Origin of the sequence: Alloalcanivorax venustensis, from assembly GCF_047495515.1 — a bacterium.
Taxonomy (GTDB): Bacteria; Pseudomonadota; Gammaproteobacteria; order Pseudomonadales; family Alcanivoracaceae; genus Alloalcanivorax; species Alloalcanivorax venustensis.
Window position 1 is genome coordinate 446,183 of the sequence record NZ_CP179934.1, and the last position, 15,570, is coordinate 461,752.

15 protein-coding genes are annotated in these 15,570 nt (G+C 67.3%); 5 read left to right on the forward strand and 10 right to left on the reverse strand.

From position 1 onward, the window contains the following. The first annotated feature begins 18 nt into the window (after positions 1-18). Both ACMG4O_RS02135 and fghA read left to right on the forward strand, forming a co-directional pair. On the forward strand, positions 19-1,128 hold the full coding sequence (locus ACMG4O_RS02135) for an S-(hydroxymethyl)glutathione dehydrogenase/class III alcohol dehydrogenase (protein WP_142947766.1): 1,110 nt from the start codon (positions 19-21) through the stop codon (positions 1,126-1,128). 17 nt (positions 1,129-1,145) lie between these two features. After that, positions 1,146-2,006 carry an S-formylglutathione hydrolase gene (fghA, locus tag ACMG4O_RS02140; protein WP_414434341.1) on the forward strand — a complete coding sequence of 287 codons (861 nt, stop codon included), beginning with the start codon at positions 1,146-1,148 and terminating at the stop codon, positions 2,004-2,006. Positions 2,007-2,008: 2 nt separating this feature from the next. Here fghA and ACMG4O_RS02145 read toward each other — a convergent pair whose 3' ends face one another. The 10 genes from ACMG4O_RS02145 to ACMG4O_RS02190 all read right to left on the reverse strand — a co-directional run bounded on the left by ACMG4O_RS02145 (position 2,009) and on the right by ACMG4O_RS02190 (position 12,537). Beyond that, positions 2,009-3,349, reverse strand: a complete 1,341-nt coding sequence (locus tag ACMG4O_RS02145) for an amidohydrolase (protein ID WP_414434342.1) — start codon at positions 3,347-3,349, stop codon at positions 2,009-2,011. A gap of 146 nt (positions 3,350-3,495) precedes the next feature. Beyond that, complete coding sequence (locus tag ACMG4O_RS02150) at positions 3,496-4,818, reverse strand: MATE family efflux transporter (RefSeq protein WP_414434343.1); 1,323 nt, start codon at positions 4,816-4,818, stop codon at positions 3,496-3,498. Beyond that, positions 4,815-5,111: a YrhK family protein gene (locus tag ACMG4O_RS02155; protein ID WP_370186166.1), complete on the reverse strand. Its 297-nt coding sequence runs from the start codon at positions 5,109-5,111 to the stop codon at positions 4,815-4,817. Before ACMG4O_RS02155 ends, ACMG4O_RS02150 begins: the two co-directional genes overlap by 4 nt. A gap of 75 nt (positions 5,112-5,186) precedes the next feature. Beyond that, on the reverse strand, positions 5,187-6,296 hold the full coding sequence (locus tag ACMG4O_RS02160) for a patatin-like phospholipase family protein (protein ID WP_414434344.1): 1,110 nt from the start codon (positions 6,294-6,296) through the stop codon (positions 5,187-5,189). Between the two features lie 36 nt (positions 6,297-6,332). After that, positions 6,333-7,121, reverse strand: coding sequence for a hypothetical protein (locus tag ACMG4O_RS02165; protein ID WP_194856135.1), 789 nt, complete (start codon positions 7,119-7,121; stop codon positions 6,333-6,335). Positions 7,122-7,158: 37 nt separating this feature from the next. Continuing rightward, positions 7,159-8,217, reverse strand: a complete 1,059-nt coding sequence (locus ACMG4O_RS02170; RefSeq protein WP_414434345.1) for an AI-2E family transporter — start codon at positions 8,215-8,217, stop codon at positions 7,159-7,161. 12 nt (positions 8,218-8,229) lie between these two features. Then, a complete protein-coding gene (locus ACMG4O_RS02175) occupies positions 8,230-9,207 on the reverse strand; it encodes a calcium/sodium antiporter (RefSeq protein WP_414434346.1) in 978 nt (325 codons plus the stop codon). A 53-nt stretch (positions 9,208-9,260) separates the two neighbouring features. After that, entirely contained in the window at positions 9,261-9,836 is a 576-nt protein-coding gene (gene rsmD, locus ACMG4O_RS02180; RefSeq protein ID WP_414434347.1) for a 16S rRNA (guanine(966)-N(2))-methyltransferase RsmD, read from the reverse strand. Then, positions 9,833-11,218, reverse strand: coding sequence for a M16 family metallopeptidase (locus ACMG4O_RS02185; protein ID WP_370201775.1), 1,386 nt, complete (start codon positions 11,216-11,218; stop codon positions 9,833-9,835). Before ACMG4O_RS02185 ends, rsmD begins: the two co-directional genes overlap by 4 nt. Beyond that, positions 11,215-12,537 (reverse strand): M16 family metallopeptidase, encoded by a 1,323-nt coding sequence (locus tag ACMG4O_RS02190; RefSeq protein ID WP_414434348.1) that lies wholly within the window; start codon positions 12,535-12,537, stop codon positions 11,215-11,217. The genes ACMG4O_RS02185 and ACMG4O_RS02190 overlap by 4 nt, the downstream gene beginning before the upstream one ends. 148 nt (positions 12,538-12,685) lie before the next feature. On the opposite strand from ACMG4O_RS02190, the gene ftsY reads away from it, so the two are divergent. The 3 genes from ftsY to ftsX are packed head-to-tail and all read left to right on the forward strand — an operon-like array spanning position 12,686 to position 15,521. After that, complete coding sequence (gene ftsY / locus ACMG4O_RS02195) at positions 12,686-13,858, forward strand: signal recognition particle-docking protein FtsY (RefSeq protein WP_414434349.1); 1,173 nt, start codon at positions 12,686-12,688, stop codon at positions 13,856-13,858. 9 nt (positions 13,859-13,867) lie between these two features. Further along, the gene (ftsE, locus tag ACMG4O_RS02200; RefSeq protein ID WP_142947777.1) at positions 13,868-14,548 is read left to right on the forward strand and encodes a cell division ATP-binding protein FtsE; all 681 of its coding nucleotides are present in this window, start codon (positions 13,868-13,870) and stop codon (positions 14,546-14,548) included. Then, complete coding sequence (gene ftsX / locus ACMG4O_RS02205) at positions 14,538-15,521, forward strand: permease-like cell division protein FtsX (RefSeq protein ID WP_414434350.1); 984 nt, start codon at positions 14,538-14,540, stop codon at positions 15,519-15,521. The genes ftsE and ftsX overlap by 11 nt, the downstream gene beginning before the upstream one ends. Positions 15,522-15,570 lie beyond the last annotated feature (49 nt).

Here is a 15,570-nt window from a genome sequence, read left to right on the forward strand (position 1 = left end):
ACTGTTACGGAGAAGAGCATGAAATCGAGAGCCGCCGTCGCCTGGGAAGCAGGCAAACCCCTGGTGATTGAAGAGATCGACGTGGCCGGCCCGAAAGCCGGTGAAGTGCTGGTGCAGATCGTCGCCACCGGCGTCTGCCACACCGACGCCTACACCCTGTCCGGGAAGGACCCGGAGGGGCTGTTTCCGTCCGTGTTCGGCCATGAGGGCGCGGGCATCGTCCAGGAAGTGGGCGAAGGCGTCACCAGCGTCAAACCCGGCGACCATGTGATTCCGCTCTACACCGCCGAGTGCGGCAAATGTAAGTTCTGCCTGTCCGGCAAGACCAACCTGTGCTCGGCGGTGCGCGCCACCCAGGGCCAGGGCCTGATGCCCGACGGCACCCGCCGCTTCTCGCTGAACGGCACCGAGCTGAACCACTACATGGGCACCAGCACTTTCTCCGAGTACACCGTGGTGCCGGAAGTGTCCCTGGCCAAGGTGAGCAAGGAAGCGCCGCTGGACAAGATCTGCCTGCTCGGCTGCGGTGTCACCACCGGCATCGGCGCGGTGCTGAACACGGCCAAGGTGGAGCCGGGCTCCACGGTGGCGGTGTTCGGCCTGGGCGGCATCGGCCTGTCGGTGATCCAGGGCGCGGTGATGGCCAAGGCGGAACGGATCATCGCCATCGACGTGAACAACGACAAAGAGAAGATCGCCCGCCAGTTCGGCGCCACCGACTTCATCAACCCCAAGGACTACAGCAACTCAATCCAGGAAGTGATCGTCGAGCTCACCGACGGCGGCGTGGACTATTCGTTCGAGTGCATCGGCAACGTCAACGTGATGCGCTCGGCGCTGGAGTGCTGCCACAAGGGCTGGGGCGAATCGATCATCATCGGCGTGGCCGGCGCCGGCGAGGAAATCAGCACCCGCCCGTTCCAGCTGGTCACCGGCCGGGTCTGGAAAGGCTCCGCCTTCGGCGGCGTCAAAGGCCGCACCGAGCTGCCCGGCTACGTGGACCGCTACATGAAGGGCGAGATCAAGATCGACGAGTTCGTCACCCACACCATGCCGCTGGATGACATCAACAAGGCGTTCGATCTGATGCACGAAGGCAAAAGCATCCGGTCGGTCATTCTTTACTGATTGCGGGAGCACTCGCTATGACTCATCCCGACGAACTGGAACTGGTCGCGGCGAACAAGAGCTTCGGCGGCTGGCTAAAGCGCTACAAGCACCACAGCAAGGTGCTCGGCTGCGAGATGATCTTCGCCATCTACCTGCCGCCGGCGGCGGAGGAGCAGGACGTGCCGTTGCTGTGGTGGCTGTCCGGCCTGACCTGCACGGATGAAAACTTCATGCAGAAGGCCGGCGCCCACGGCACCGCCGCGGAGCTGGGCTTGGCGATCGTCTGCCCGGACACCAGCCCGCGCGGCACCGACCTGCCCGGCGAGCACGACAGCTATGATTTCGGCTCCGGCGCCGGCTTCTACGTGAACGCCACCGAGGCCCCCTGGAACCGCCACTACCGCATGTACGACTACGTCACCGAAGAGCTGCCGGCGCTGGTCGCTCGGCATTTCCCGCTCAACGGCCAGCAGTCGATCAGCGGCCATTCCATGGGCGGTCACGGCGCCCTGGTGTGCGCGCTCAAGAATCCCGAGCGCTATGCCTCGGTATCCGCGTTCGCGCCCATCGCCAACCCCACGCAGTGCCCCTGGGGGGAGAAAGCGCTGGGCGGCTACCTGGGTGACGATCGTGACACCTGGAAGGAATGGGACGCCTGCGAACTGATCGCCACCGGCGCCCCGGCGCCGGCGGAAATCAAGGTGGACCAGGGCGAGGCGGACAACTTCTACCAGGACGGGCAGCTGCGCCCGGAAGCCCTGGAAGAAGCCTGCAAAAAAGCCGGCGTGCCGCTCACCCTGCGGATGCTGCCGGGCTACGACCATTCCTATTTCTTTATCGCCAGCTTTATCGACGACCACCTGCGTTACCACGCCCACCATTTGCGCAGCGGGTAGCGTTATTCGGGCTTCAAGGCGTCGAGCAGCAACAAGCTGTTGGCTTTTACGGCGGTGGTGATCGCCAGGCGCGGGTTGATGATCTCGAACTTGGGATTGTGGTTGAGCGGTGGCAGCTCGCCCGTTGCCATATAGTTCTTCATCACGTCCGGGGCGCCGCCGCCCACTTCCATGAACAGGGTGCGGGCGTCCTCGATGCCGGCCACCAGCATGGGGAAGTCCTCGGAGCCCATCACCGGCGGGAAGCCGGGCATCAGCGCTTCTTTGCCGAGGCCGGCGGCCAGGGTTTGCTGGGCCTGTTCGGCCAGCGCTTCGTCGTTGTAGACCGGTTCGGAGTACCCCTTGAGGGTGTATTCCGGCATTTTGTCGTCGGCGACGCCGGCGGCCCGGGCGATGCCGTTGGTTTCCCGTTTGATGGCGTCGAGCATCTGTTCGCGCACCGGCTTTTCGTACCAGCGCAGGTTGAGCTTGAGGGTGCCGTTGTCCGGGATCACGTTGTTGGCTTCGCCGATCTGGCTGGCGCCGACGGTGAGCACCGCCGGTTTCTGCGGATCCACGTTGCGGCTGACGATGGTCTGGTAGGCCATCACCGAGCGCGCGCCCATTACCACCGGGTCGATGGTGTTGTGCGGCGCGGAGCCGTGGCCGCCGACGCCGTGCAGGGTGACGTCGAGTTGATCACTGCCGGCCATGCGGCGTCCGGCGCGCACCGCCACGGTTCCGGCGGGCCACACCGGGAACACGTGGGCGCTGATCAGCAGCTCCGGCTTGGGCACCCGGTCGTAAAGGTCGTCGTCGACCATGGCCTGAGCGCCTTCGAGCAGTTCTTCCGCCGGCTGGGCGATCAGCACCAGGGTGCCGGACCAGGCGTCGCGGGTCTCTCGCATCACTTCGGCGATGCCCAGCAGCCAGCTGACGTGGGCGTCGTGCCCGCAGGCGTGGGCAACGTGAGCTTTGCCGCCGTCGTCCAGGGTCACCTGCTTGCGGCTGGCGTAATCCAGGCCGGTGTCCTCCTTCACCGGCAGGCCGTCCATGTCGCTGCGGAACATCACCACCGGGCCATCGCCGTTTTTCAGCACCGCCGCCACGCCGGTGCCGCCGATACCGGTGTGCACCTGGTAGCCCAGTTTCTTGAGGCGTTTGCTCACCAGTTTGGCGGTTTCGGTTTCCTGGAAGCCCAGTTCCGGGTTGGCGTGCAGGTGCTTGAAGGTGCTCACCAGGCGGTCGGCCTGGGCTTCGGCCAGTTGGTTGACACGTTGGGTGGTGTCGGCCAGGGCGGGGGTTGTCGCGGCGGTTAGTGCCAGGACCGCTGCAAGGGCAGCGCGGTGTAGGTTTTTTAGCATTTTGGGGCTCTCCCGGTTCATCGTTGTTGTTAGGTTAGAGAGTCGCTTTTGGCGAGGTCTCTGGAATCCTGCCGGCCGGCTTTGCCGGCCTTTCGCGGGCTGGGCCCGCTCCCACAAGCCCGCTCGCACAGGCCGCCCACACATGGCTACCGGGAGCCCGCGAGGGCGCGGCGGTAGCCCAACCAAGCCATGGCGCCGGCGAGGGTGTTGCCGAGGGCGGCGCCGATCGCCAGGCCGGTGAGGCCGCCCAGCCAGGCGCCCAGGGACAGCAGCGGCAGGTAGCAGGCGAACAGGCGCAGGAAGGAGATGGTCATGGCGCGCACCGGCCAGCCCAGGGCGTTGCTGGCGGACACCACCAGCATACACACGCCCAGCAGGCCGTAGCTGGGCGGCAGGAAGCGGATCAGCACGGTGAGGTGGTCACGCACGGCGCCGTCTTCCACCAGCAGGCCGGCCAGGGGCGCGGCCAGCGCCGCCAGCACCAGCCCCAGGCCCAGCTGCCAGAACACCACCATGCGCGCGGCGGTGGCCATCACCCGCTCCACTTCCTGCCAGCGGCCGCCGCCGTAGCAGCGCCCCAGCCAGGGCGGCAGGGCCATGGTCATGCCCAGCACCAGCACGATGGAGAAGCTTTCCAGGCGGCTGGTGAGGCCCCAGGCGGCCACCGCGGATTCGCCCAGCCGCGCCACCAGGCCGGTGGCGAGCATCGCCGCCAGCGGCGGCATCAGCTGGCTGATCATGGCCGGGCCGGCGATGGCGGCGAACGGGCCGGCGGACTCGCGTACTTCGCGGAGCACGTCGTCGCGCTCCAGCCAGCCGCGCCCGCGCAGCGCCAGGGCGGTGATCAGGCCGCCGGTGGAGAACGCCGCCAGGGACGCCCAGGCGGCGCCCTCCAGGCCCAGCGCCGGCACCGGCCCCAGGCCGAAGATCAGAATCGGGTCGAGCACCAGGTTCACCAGGCTGGTGACCATCATCATGGTGCCGGGGAAGCGGGTGTTACCGTGGGCGCGGAACAGGCTGTAGCCGAAGTAGGCCATCGCCCCCACCCAGGAGGCGCACAGCTGCACGGTCCAGAACGGCCGGATCACCTCGCGCAGGCGGTCGCTGGCACCGAGCAGCGCGAACGCCGGGTCCTGGACCGCCCACAGCAGCAGGGCCAGCGCCGCCATCACCGCGCCGCCGCCGGTGAGCACCAGCACGCCCAGGCGCCCGGCCCGCTCCTCCTGGCCGGCGCCGATGGCGCGGGAGATCAGCGCGGCGATGGCGATGCCCATGCCCACCTGGATGCCGATGGTGAGAAACACCAGCGGGAAGGTGAACGACTGGGCCGCCAGGGGCTCGGTGCCGAGGCGCGCCACGAAGACGCTGTCGACCAGGTTGAAGCCCAGCAGCGACAATACGCCCAGCGTCATCGGCCAGGTTTGCTGCCAGATCCGGCGCGACAGGCCGGTTTGCTCGTCGTCGGTCATTCGGGCGTTTCCTGGACATCGCCGGGCGCCCTTCCCTTGGCGCGCTCATAGGTGACGATGGCCGCGCCGATGCTGCCCAACAGCATGCCCACCGAACCGATAATGAACAGCCACACCCCGGCCGGTTTCAGCGACTCCCACAGGAAGAACACGCTGCCGACCACGAAGGTGGTGTTGCCCAGCAGCCCCATGGCCAGATGAAACCACTGGTATTGGTGCACGAAGGCCCGGGTGAGCGCCCAGGTGGAGTGGGCGCGCCGGGCGCTTCGGCGAACGCTTTGCGTTTTGCTCATGCGGTTGTTCCTCGTTGCCAAGGGACGGCGGAGCGGGAGACTAACACAACGCCGCTACGACCCGGTTTCCCGCCGCTAGAAGGGCTGCAGCCGGGCCGCCAGGGCGCCGCCGCCGTCACGGCCGCGCTCCACCAGCTCAAGAAATTCGTCGCCCAGGCGGCGGCTCTCGTCGATGGCCCGGTGCCAGTACCGCTCACGGCCTTCGTCATCGCCCAGATAGGTTTTGAAATCGGTGCGGTCGGGCAGCTTGCCGTGGGGCAGCCGCGCCAGGTAATCGGCGGACGGCGCCACCAGCAGGGTACGGGACAGCCGCCCGGCGTCGCCGTTGCGCCAGCGCAGCGGCTTGTCGAACCAGCCGGGGATCACCCGGTTGGTGAAGTGCGGGTACAGCACCAGGTCGTCGTCGGTGCGATACGGCAGGTCCAGGTGGTAATCCAGCAGGCCGCCGTCCCGGTAGACGCCGGCGGGCCCACCAGGCAGGTCGCGCACGCCCTCCAGGACCATGGGAATGGCGGCGCTGGCCAGCAGCGCGGCGCGCAGGTTCTCGCCGCTCAGGCCGATGTGGTGGGTGGCGAAGTCGTTGAGGTCCGACAGCGGCAGCGGCGCCTCGCCGGGGTACACCAGGCCGCGCTCCATAAACACGCCCAGGGCGCGGCGGCTGAGCAGGTTGCCGCCGATCACGCCGGCCAGCCCCAGGCCGAGGCCCAGGCGGCCTTCGCCGCTGATCGGACGGCGGCTGCGGATCACCACCACCACCAGCCGGTAGTCCGGGTTGTCGAGCACCGCCGGATCGCTGTCGCCGAGCAGGTCATCAAGCATCAGGGCGCAGCGGCGGGTGACTTCACGGGGCGTAATGCCTTTGGGAAACCGCTGGGCGCTGTAGAGCTCCGCCAGGCGGCGCAGGCGGTCGGCGGCGTCCTCGCCGTCGGCGGCGCCGGCCACGGCGGCGAACCGCCAGCTGCCGATGGAGGCGCCGATCAGCGTGCGCGGGCGCGGCGCTTCGGGCAGGAACCGCCCGAAAATAGCCTGGTCCAGGCCGCTGATGCCCACGGCCTTGGGGCCGCCGGCCGCGCCGGGCACCACACTGATATCCTCGGCGCGCAGGCCGTGTTCAAGAAGGTGTTGCCGGGCCTGGGCCCCGGCGCGCAGAACCAGAGCCGGTTCGCGGGTGTGAATGGCAGGCAAAACAATCCCCCGGTGTGTGTGACCGGGGGAATGCTATCAGATGCGCTCGTGGGGGTGGCAGTAGATCACCAGTTCGCCGTCGGCGTCGTCGACGTTGGTGGGCACGTTGAGCGGATCGTTGACGGCCAGGATCACGTCATAGGCGCGGCCGCCGCTGAGCGAGCAGTCCACCCGGTCGATCTCTTCCTCCGGGTCGGTACCGTTTTCCACCACCACCAGGTTCAGACTGCCGGCGTCCGTGGACTGATAATCCGTGGCCTCGCCGATGGTCAGGTCGGTGGCGAAGTATTCCCCGTCACTGGAATCGTTGTAGCGCAGATCCAGAGAGAAGGTATTGAGAATATTGGAATTCACCGTGTTGATGACCCGGAAGCGGGCGGTGCCGGTTTCCACATCGGTCTGGTCCTGCTGGAACAGGCCCACGTCGATGGAGCCGGTGGTGGTGTCGCCGTAGGACACCGCCGTGTAGCTGGTGTCGTTGGCCAGCCGCGCGCGGTCGCTGAACAGGCTGGCGCCGTTCTGATTGACGCCGCGCAACTGCACGCTGTTGTCTTCGTTGTCGTTGGCGTCGTCGATGCGGACATTGAGCTCCGGGGCTTCGTCCTCGCGGGAGTAGCCCACGTCGTCGACGCTGTCGGATTCGTCGCCCTCGACGGTGAAGTCCACGGTCAGGTTGCTCTGATCCTCGGCGCCCTGGCTGGTGATCTGGTTGTAGTAGTAGATCGAGCTTTCCGAGCGCAACGAGTCGAAAAGACCACCCTCGTCGTCACAGCTGGACGCCAGGGCGGCGGCCACCACCACCGGCACGAAGAATCCCACGTTCATGTTGTTCTCCTGGTTCGTTCCTTGAGGTATGGACCCGTCAGCCGGGCCCCGGTTCCACGTTGAATTCCTGGATGAAGATTTGCCAGAAGGCGACGAACAGGCCCGCCAGCAGCGGCCCCAGCGCGAAACCGGTGATGCCGAACAGCGCCAGCCCTCCCAGAGTGGAGAACAGCACCAGATAATCCGGCAGCTTGGTGTCGCGGCCGACCAGAATCGGCCGCAGGATATTGTCCACCAGACCGATCACGATGGCGCCGAAGGCGGTCAGAATCACCGCGTCGACAATCTCGCCCACCGCATACAGATACAACGCCACCGGCACCCAGATCAAGCTGGCGCCCACCGCCGGAATCAGCGACAGCACCGCCATCACCACGCCCCAGAGCACCGCCGCCGGAATCCCCAGGAACCAGAAGATCAGGCCGCCCAGGGCGCCCTGAATGGCGGCCACCACCAGGTTGCCCTTGATGGTGGCGCGGGTGATTTCGGCGAATTTGTTGAACAGCATGCGCTCGCGGTCGTCGCCCAGCGGCAGGGCGCGGATCAACATCTGAATCAGTTTGTTGCCGTCGCGGAGCAGAAAGAAGGTCAGGTAGAGCATCAGGCCCAGATCGATAAAGAAGCGGAAGGTGTTCTGCCCCACCGCCAGGGCCCGTTTGCCGAGAAACTGGCCGGCACTCTTCAGGCCGACCATCACCTGATCGCCCAGGTTGGAGAAATCCACCCCGAACCGTTCCAGCCAGTGGTACGCCAGCGGAAACCCTTCCCGGAAGGTGGCGATGTACTCGCTCGGATCCAGCCGGCCTTCCTGAAGCTTCTGGTAGACGGACAACCCTTCGGTGATGAACGACGCCGCCACCAGCAGCACCGGAATCACCACCATCACGGTGCACACCAGCAGGGTGACCAGCGCCATCAGGGTAGGGCGGTTGGGCCATTTTGCCAGCAGCCGCTGCTGCATGGGGTAGAAAATCACCGCCACCGCGCAGGCCCAGAAAATGGGCGCGTAGAACGGCTTGAGCAACACAAAGAAGCCCAGCGTGACCAGGACCAGCAGCGCCAGAAACGAGTTCTGCTGTAACGGGGGGCGATGCATGTATGACTCCTGTCAGCCGGACGGCACCAGGGTGGACACCAGGTAACCGGTATAACCCAGATAAATGGACAGCAAAATAGCGCCCTCAATGCGGTTGATGCGCCCGGTGCCGACCCCCCGGAACCCGTAGCCCATCAGGAACAGCGCCACGGTGAGCACCGTCATCACCACCCAGTCCCGGTAAAACACGGCGGGCTCCGCCGGCACCGGCGTGATCGCACCGGCGATCCCCACCACCGCCAGGGTATTGAACAGGTTCGAGCCTAGCACATTGCCCAGCGCCAGATCGTGCTCGTTCTTGCGTACCGCCGCCAGCGCCGACGCCAGCTCCGGCAGGGAGGTGCCCACCGCCACCACGGTCAGGCCGATAACCAGATCGCTGACGCCCAGGCCCTCGGCGATGCTCACCGCGCCCCACACCAGCAGGCGCGAGCTGGCCACCAGCAGCACCAGCCCGAACACCAGCCAGAAGATGGCGCGACCCAGCGGCATGGGTTCCTCGGCGGCGGCGTCCACGTCGCCGACAATGGGATCGCCCTTGCCGGTCATGCCCTGGTACACCGACCAGCCCATCAGCATAAAGAACACCGCCAGCAGCACCACGGCGTCCAGGTGGCTGACCTGGCCGTCGTAAAGCTGGTAACCGGCCAGCAGCATGATCACCGCCAGCACCGGCAGCTCGCGCCGCAGCACCGAGGAGTGCACCGAGATCGGGCTGAGCAGCGCCACCAGGCCCAGGATCAGCGCGATATTGGTGATGTTGGAGCCGTAGGCGTTGCCCAGGGCCAGGCCCGGGTTACCGTCGACGGAGGCCAGCGCCGAGACCACCATCTCCGGCGCCGAGGTGCCGAAGCCGATCACCAGCATGCCGACCAGCAGCGTGGGCATGCCGGCGTGCCGGGCGGTGGCTGAAGCACCGTCCACGAAACGGTCGGCGCTCCATACCAGAACCACAAGACCGGCGATCACCGCCCCCAGAGCAAGCCACATAGTCAGACACCTTCGTTATTGAAAACCAAAAACCAACCACACCGGCCCGGCGCTCAGGGTCGGCGGTAGAGTTGGGCACGTACGTCGCCACCGTCCTTCTCGCGCAGGCGCTCCCAGGATTCGGGCACCGCCGGCGCCGCGTCGTGACGGCGCGATTCTACATAAATCCGCGCATCGGGTTTCAGCAGCCCGAGCGCCTCCAGTGCCTCGCAGGCCGGCGCCGCCAGACCCAGATCATAGGGTGGATCGATAAACACCAGATCGAAGCGCTCCTCGCAGCGCGCCAGCCATTTGAGCGCCTCGGCGCAATGAACGCGCACCCGCTCGCCGAACAGCGGCGTCAGCTGCCGACTGAGGTCCGCGCAGCGGTCGCGCTTTTTCTCCACCAGCAGGGCCTGGCCGGCGCCGCGGCTCAGGGCCTCGGCGCCCAGCGCGCCGGACCCGGCGAACAGGTCCAGCACCCGGGCGCCGGGCAGTTCCGCCTGCAGCCAGTTGAACAGGGTTTCGCGCATGCGATCCGAGGACGGGCGCAGGTCGCCGCGCTGGTCGACGAAATGCAGCCGGTGGCCGCGTCGCTCGCCACCGATGATGCGCACCTGCCCTTTGCTGGTTTTGCCTCTTGCCTTCATTGCCGGTCCGTTTGCGGCGCGCGGGGGCCGATGCTGACGATGGCCAGCCGGTCGGCGTCCAGCGCCCGCTGGAACGCCGCGCGGATCTCTTCCACGGTCACCGCCTCCACGCGCTGGTTAAAGCGCTGCAGGTAGTCCAGCGGCAAATCATAGAAGCCGATGGCGCCGAGCTGGCCGATGATATCGCTGTTGTCGGCGGTTTCCAGTGCCCGGCTGCCGAGAATGTTGGCCTTGGCGGCCTCCAGCTGCGCTTCGGTGGGGCCGTTTTCGATGAAGTCCCGCACGATGCCCATGGACAAAGCCAGCGCCTGGTCGGCGTTGTCGTTGGCGGTCTGCAATTGCAGGATAAAGGGGCCGCCGGCGGCCATCGGCTTGAAGAAGCTGGACACCCCGTAAACGTAGCCTTTCTCTTCCCGCACTTTCTGCGTCAGCAAGGACGCGAAGCCCCCGCCGCCGAGGATGTAATTGCCCACGTACAGCGGCACATGGTCGGGGTTGCCGCGCCAGGTGGCCTGGTTGCCGATCAGGATGTGGGTCTGGTTGGACGGGAAATCCACGTGTTCGGTGACACGCTCCTTGAGACGCTCGGCCCGGGCCAGCTCCGGGGCCGCGTCGCCGCGCGGCAGGGCCTCGCTGAGCTGTTCGGCGATCGCTTCCGCCTGCTCGCGGCTGACGTCACCGACCAGGGCGATGACGGCGTTGCCGGCGGCGTAATAGCGCTGATGGAACGCCACCAGATCGTCGCGCTCGATGCCGGGCAGGCTTTCCAGCGTGCCGGACTGCGGATGGCCGTAAGGATGATCGCCGAACAGGGTGCGCTGGAACGCCTTGTTGACCTGCGGCCCGGGCACCTGCTTCTCCATCTTCAGGCCCTGCAGGGCACTGGTGCGGATCCGCTCCAGGGCGTCCTCGGGAAAGGTGGGGGTGCCGATCACCCGCGCCAACAGGTCCACGGCGTCGTCACGCCAGCGCGGCCGCGACAGGGTGCGCAGGCTGATCACGCCCATGTCCTGATAGCTGCCGGTGGAGAAGCGGGCGCCGCGATCCTCGAAACCACGGGCGATGTCGTCCACGCTCAGCCCTTCGGCGCCCTCGCCCAGCAGGGCGCTGGTGAGCGCGGCCACGCCGGGCTGGTCGCCGTCGCGGGCGCTGCCGGCGTCCATCACCAGGCGCACGTCGAGCATCGGCAGCGCCGGCGAGGGCACGAACATGACCTTGGCGCCCTGTTCGGTACGCCAGGACTGAATCTCCAGTTCCGGCGCCGCCGGCGTCGCCTGGCCGACCTGCTCGGCGGTGGTCGGGAAGCCGGCGCAGCCGGCCAGCAGCAGCGCCGCCACCCATACCGCCACTGGGGCGGACAAGCCTTTTATCGTCTGCATCATTCTTCGCCCTCCGGAATCACATGGGCCACGGCGCTGCGTTCCGCCACCAGCCACTTCCGTGCCGCTTGCTGAACCTGCTCGGGGGTCACCGCTTCCAGGTTGTCATCGAATTGCCCGGCCAGCCGCCAGTCCAGGCCCAGCACCGACAGGGTGCCCAGCTCCATGGCCTGGCCCATCACCGAGTCGCGCTGGTAGATCTGCTCCGCCAGCACCCCGGCCCGTACCCGGTCCATTTCCGCCTCGCTGGGCGGCTGCTCGGCGATCTTCTTGATCTCCGCTTTGATCGCGGCCTCAAGCTGGTCGAGGCTCACCGCCGGGTTGGGCGTGGCGGTGATGGTAAAGGTGCCGTTGCCGCGCTGCAGGCCGTCGTAACCGGCCCCCAGGCCGGCGGCCAGGCGCTGGCCGCGCACCAGGTTGCTCTCCATGCGGGCGCTGGTGCCGCCGTCGAGCACCCCGCCCAGCATGGTCAGGGCATAGAAGTCGTCCTGATGGTCGGCGGTGGTCAGCGACGGCACGTTATAACTCATATAGAGCGCCGGCACCCGCACCGGCAGCCGCAGGGTCATGCGCCGCTCGCCGGGGGGCGGGTTGAGCGTGGTCTCCGGGCGCGGCGGCGTTTCGCCGCGGGGCAGATCGGCGAAGAACTTTTCCACCAGCGGACGTACCTGCTCCGGGGTCACGTCACCGGCGATCACCAGGGTGGCGTTGCCGGGCACGTAGAAGCGGTCATACCAGTCGCGGGCCTGCTGCGGCTGCAGCTGGGCCAGCTGGTCGCGCCAGCCGATGATCGGGTGGGCGTAGCCGGTGCCGGGCCGCGCCACCGCCTGGAATTTTTCCCAGGCCAGCGCCGTGGGCTTGTCGTCGGTGCGCTGGCGGCGCTCTTCCATCACCACCTGCAGTTCGCGGCGGAAGGATTCGTCGTCGATCTTCAGGTTTTTCAGGCGCTCCGCCTCCAGTTCCAGGGCCAGCGGCAGCCGCGACGCCTCGTACTGCTGGAAATAGGCGGTGAAGTCGTAGCTGGTGAAGGCGTTGTCGCTGCCGCCGAAGCGGGCCACGGTGCGCGAAAACTCGCCGGCGTCGAGCCGCTTGCTGCCCTTGAACATCATGTGCTCGAGCACATGGGCCAGGCCGGTTTCATAGGGGGCCTCATCGATGCTGCCCGCCTTGAACCAGACCATGACGGTGATCACCGGCGCGCGGTGATCCTCGCGTACCAGCACGTCGAGGCCGTTATCGAGCTGGAACTCGTGGGTCGGCAGTTCGGCGCGGGCGGTGAGCGTGATCAGGCTCAACCCCAAGGCGATCAACAGTGGTTTCATCCGCAATCCTCTACGCTGTTTATGGCGGGCAGCAATGACAATGGTAGGATAGCCGCGCGCCCGTGATGAGCGGGCAAGGCATTTCCGGGCTCCCACCCTACCCCATCAGGCGGGCGGGTGGCTCCCAACCCGATGGATACGACTGACCATGAACGACGAAGTTTCACGCGACGACGATCGCGACCCGGCCGAGGACAGCGCCCGCACGCCCCGTGACGACGAACCGCGCGGCGGCGCCAGGAAGGCCGGCCTGTTCTCGCGCATGTTCGGCAAGCAGCCGCAACCGTCCGAACCCGAGCCGGACAGCGCCGAGCCGGCGGAAGCCCCGGCACAGCCCGAGCGCCCGGCCAGCGAGCCGGTAGCCGCGCCCGAGGAGGCGCCCGCCGAATCCGACGGCGGTTTCTGGGCGCGCATGAAGCAGGGCATGAGCAAGACCAGCAAGAACCTGGGCAAGGGCCTGGCGGACCTGCTGGTGGGCGCCAAGGAGATCGACGACGAGATCTTCGAGGAAATCGAGACTCAGCTGCTGGTGGCGGACGTGGGCGTGGAAGCCACCGACACCATCATCGGCAACCTCACCGACCGGGTCGGCCGTCAGGAACTGGTGCACGCGGACGCGCTCTACGAAGCGCTGCAGGAAGAGCTGCGCAACCTGCTGGTCCCGGTGGACCGGCCGCTGGAAATCGACACCTCCAAAAAGCCCTATGTGATTCTGATGGTGGGCGTGAACGGGGTCGGCAAGACCACCACCATCGGCAAGCTGGCCTGCCGCTTCAAGGCCGAAGGCAAGAACGTGATGCTGGCCGCCGGCGACACCTTCCGGGCCGCCGCCGTGGAGCAACTGCAGGTGTGGGGCGAGCGCAACAGCATTCCGGTGGTCGCCCAGCACACCGGCTCGGATTCCGCCAGCGTGGTCTACGACGCGGTGCATGCGGCCCAGTCCCGGGGCGCCGACGTGCTGATCGCGGACACCGCCGGCCGCCTGCACACCCGGGGCAACCTGATGGAAGAGCTGTCCAAGGTCACCCGGGTAATGAAGAAGCTGTCGCCGGACGCACCCCATGAGGTGCTGCTGGTGCTGGACGCCGGCACCGGCCAGAATGCCATCAATCAGGCCGAGGAGTTCCGCGACACCGCCGGGGTCACCGGCCTGGTGCTGACCAAGCTGGACGGCACCGCCAAGGGCGGCATTCTGTTCGCGCTGGCCAAGCGCACCGGCCTGCCGATCCGCTTTATCGGCGTCGGCGAACAGCTGGAAGACCTGCGCCCGTTCAACGCCGAGGAATTCGTCCAGGCGCTGTTCGAGGACGTGGCCCGATGAAGGACTCCCATGATCAAGTTTGATCGGGTCAGCAAGCGCTACCCGAACGGCAAGGACGCCCTGCGCCGCATCAACTTCGAGCTGCCCGCCGGCCAACTGACCTTTCTCACCGGTCACTCCGGCGCCGGCAAGTCGACGCTGCTCAAGCTGATCATGATGATCGAACGCCCCACCCAGGGGCAGGTGTTCGTGGAAGGCCAGAACCTGAACGGCTTCAGCACCCGGCAGGTGCCCTTCCTGCGCCGCAAGATCGGCATGGTGCACCAGAACCACCAGTTACTGTTCGACCGCAGCGTGTTCGACAACGTGGCCCTGCCGCTGGTGATCGCCGGCTTCGCCCGCGCCGACATCGGCAAGCGGGTGCGCGCGGCCCTGGACAAGGTGGGCCTGCTCAACAAGGAAAAGCTCAACCCGATCATGCTGTCCGGCGGCGAGCAGCAGCGCGTGGGCATCGCCCGGGCGGTGGTCAACAAGCCGCCGCTGCTTCTCGCCGACGAGCCCACCGGCAACCTGGACCCGGCGCTCAGCGCCGAGATCATGGACCTGTTCCATGACTTCGCCCGGGTCGGCGTGGCGGTGCTGATCGCCACCCACGACCTGTCGCTGATCGCCCGCCACCGGCACCGCCTGCTGACGCTGCGCGAAGGCCGCCTGATTCACGACGGCGAGGACGACGACCATGGCGCCTAACAGCCCCCGCGCCCGCCGGCCCGGCGGCGCCCGCAGCACGCGCACCTCCCTGGGCGACCGCCTGCGGGCCTGGCGCCACCACCACCGGGACTCCCTGCGCGACGCCCTCAACCGGATGCGCGCCGCCCCCTCCAGCGCCCTGATGACGGTGCTGGTGATCGCCATCGCCCTGGCGCTGCCCGCCGGGCTGGCGGTGCTGCTGGACAACGCCCGCGTGATCACCAAGGGCTGGGACGGCAACGCCCACCTGTCCGTGTTCCTGGAAATGGACGTGGACGAGGACCGGCAACGGCGGCTGGCCGACGACTGGGCGGACTTCGACACGGTGAAACGCACCGAGGTGATCACCCGCGCCCAGGCCCTGGACGAGTTCAAGGCGCTGTCCGGCTTCGGCGACGTGCTCGAAGCCCTGCCGGACAACCCGCTGCCGCCGCTGATCGTGGTCTACCCGGACAACACCGCCCCCGGCCAGGTGGAGGCGCTGCAAACCCGGCTCAACGCCCTGCCGGAAGTGGACAACGCCCAGCTCGACGTGGCCTGGGTGCGCCGCCTGCACGCCATTATCGAGCTGGGGGACCGGCTGATCGGCGTGCTTACCCTGGGCCTGGCCGCCGCCGTGGTGCTGGTGGTGGTGAACACCATTCGCCTGGCCATCGAAAGCCGGCGCGAGGAGATCGTGGTGATCAAGATCGTCGGCGGCACCGACGGCTTCGTGCGCCGCCCGTTTCTGTACAGCGGGTTTTGCTTCGGGTTCGCCGGGGGCGTGCTGTCCCTGGTGCTGGTGGGCACCGCGCTGTGGTGGCTGGGCGGGCCCATCGACGAGCTGCTGAACCTCTATGAAAGCGAGCACTCGCTCACCGGCATGAGCCCGTCCACCGTGCTGGTGTTGCCCCTGTTCAGCGGCACCCTGGGGCTGCTGGGCGCCTGGCTGGCGGTGAGCCGGCATCTGGGCGATGTGGAGCCGCAGTTCTGAGCCCTGCTTTGGGGCCGCCGCTTTTTTTCGTTTCTTTACCCCTCCGGAG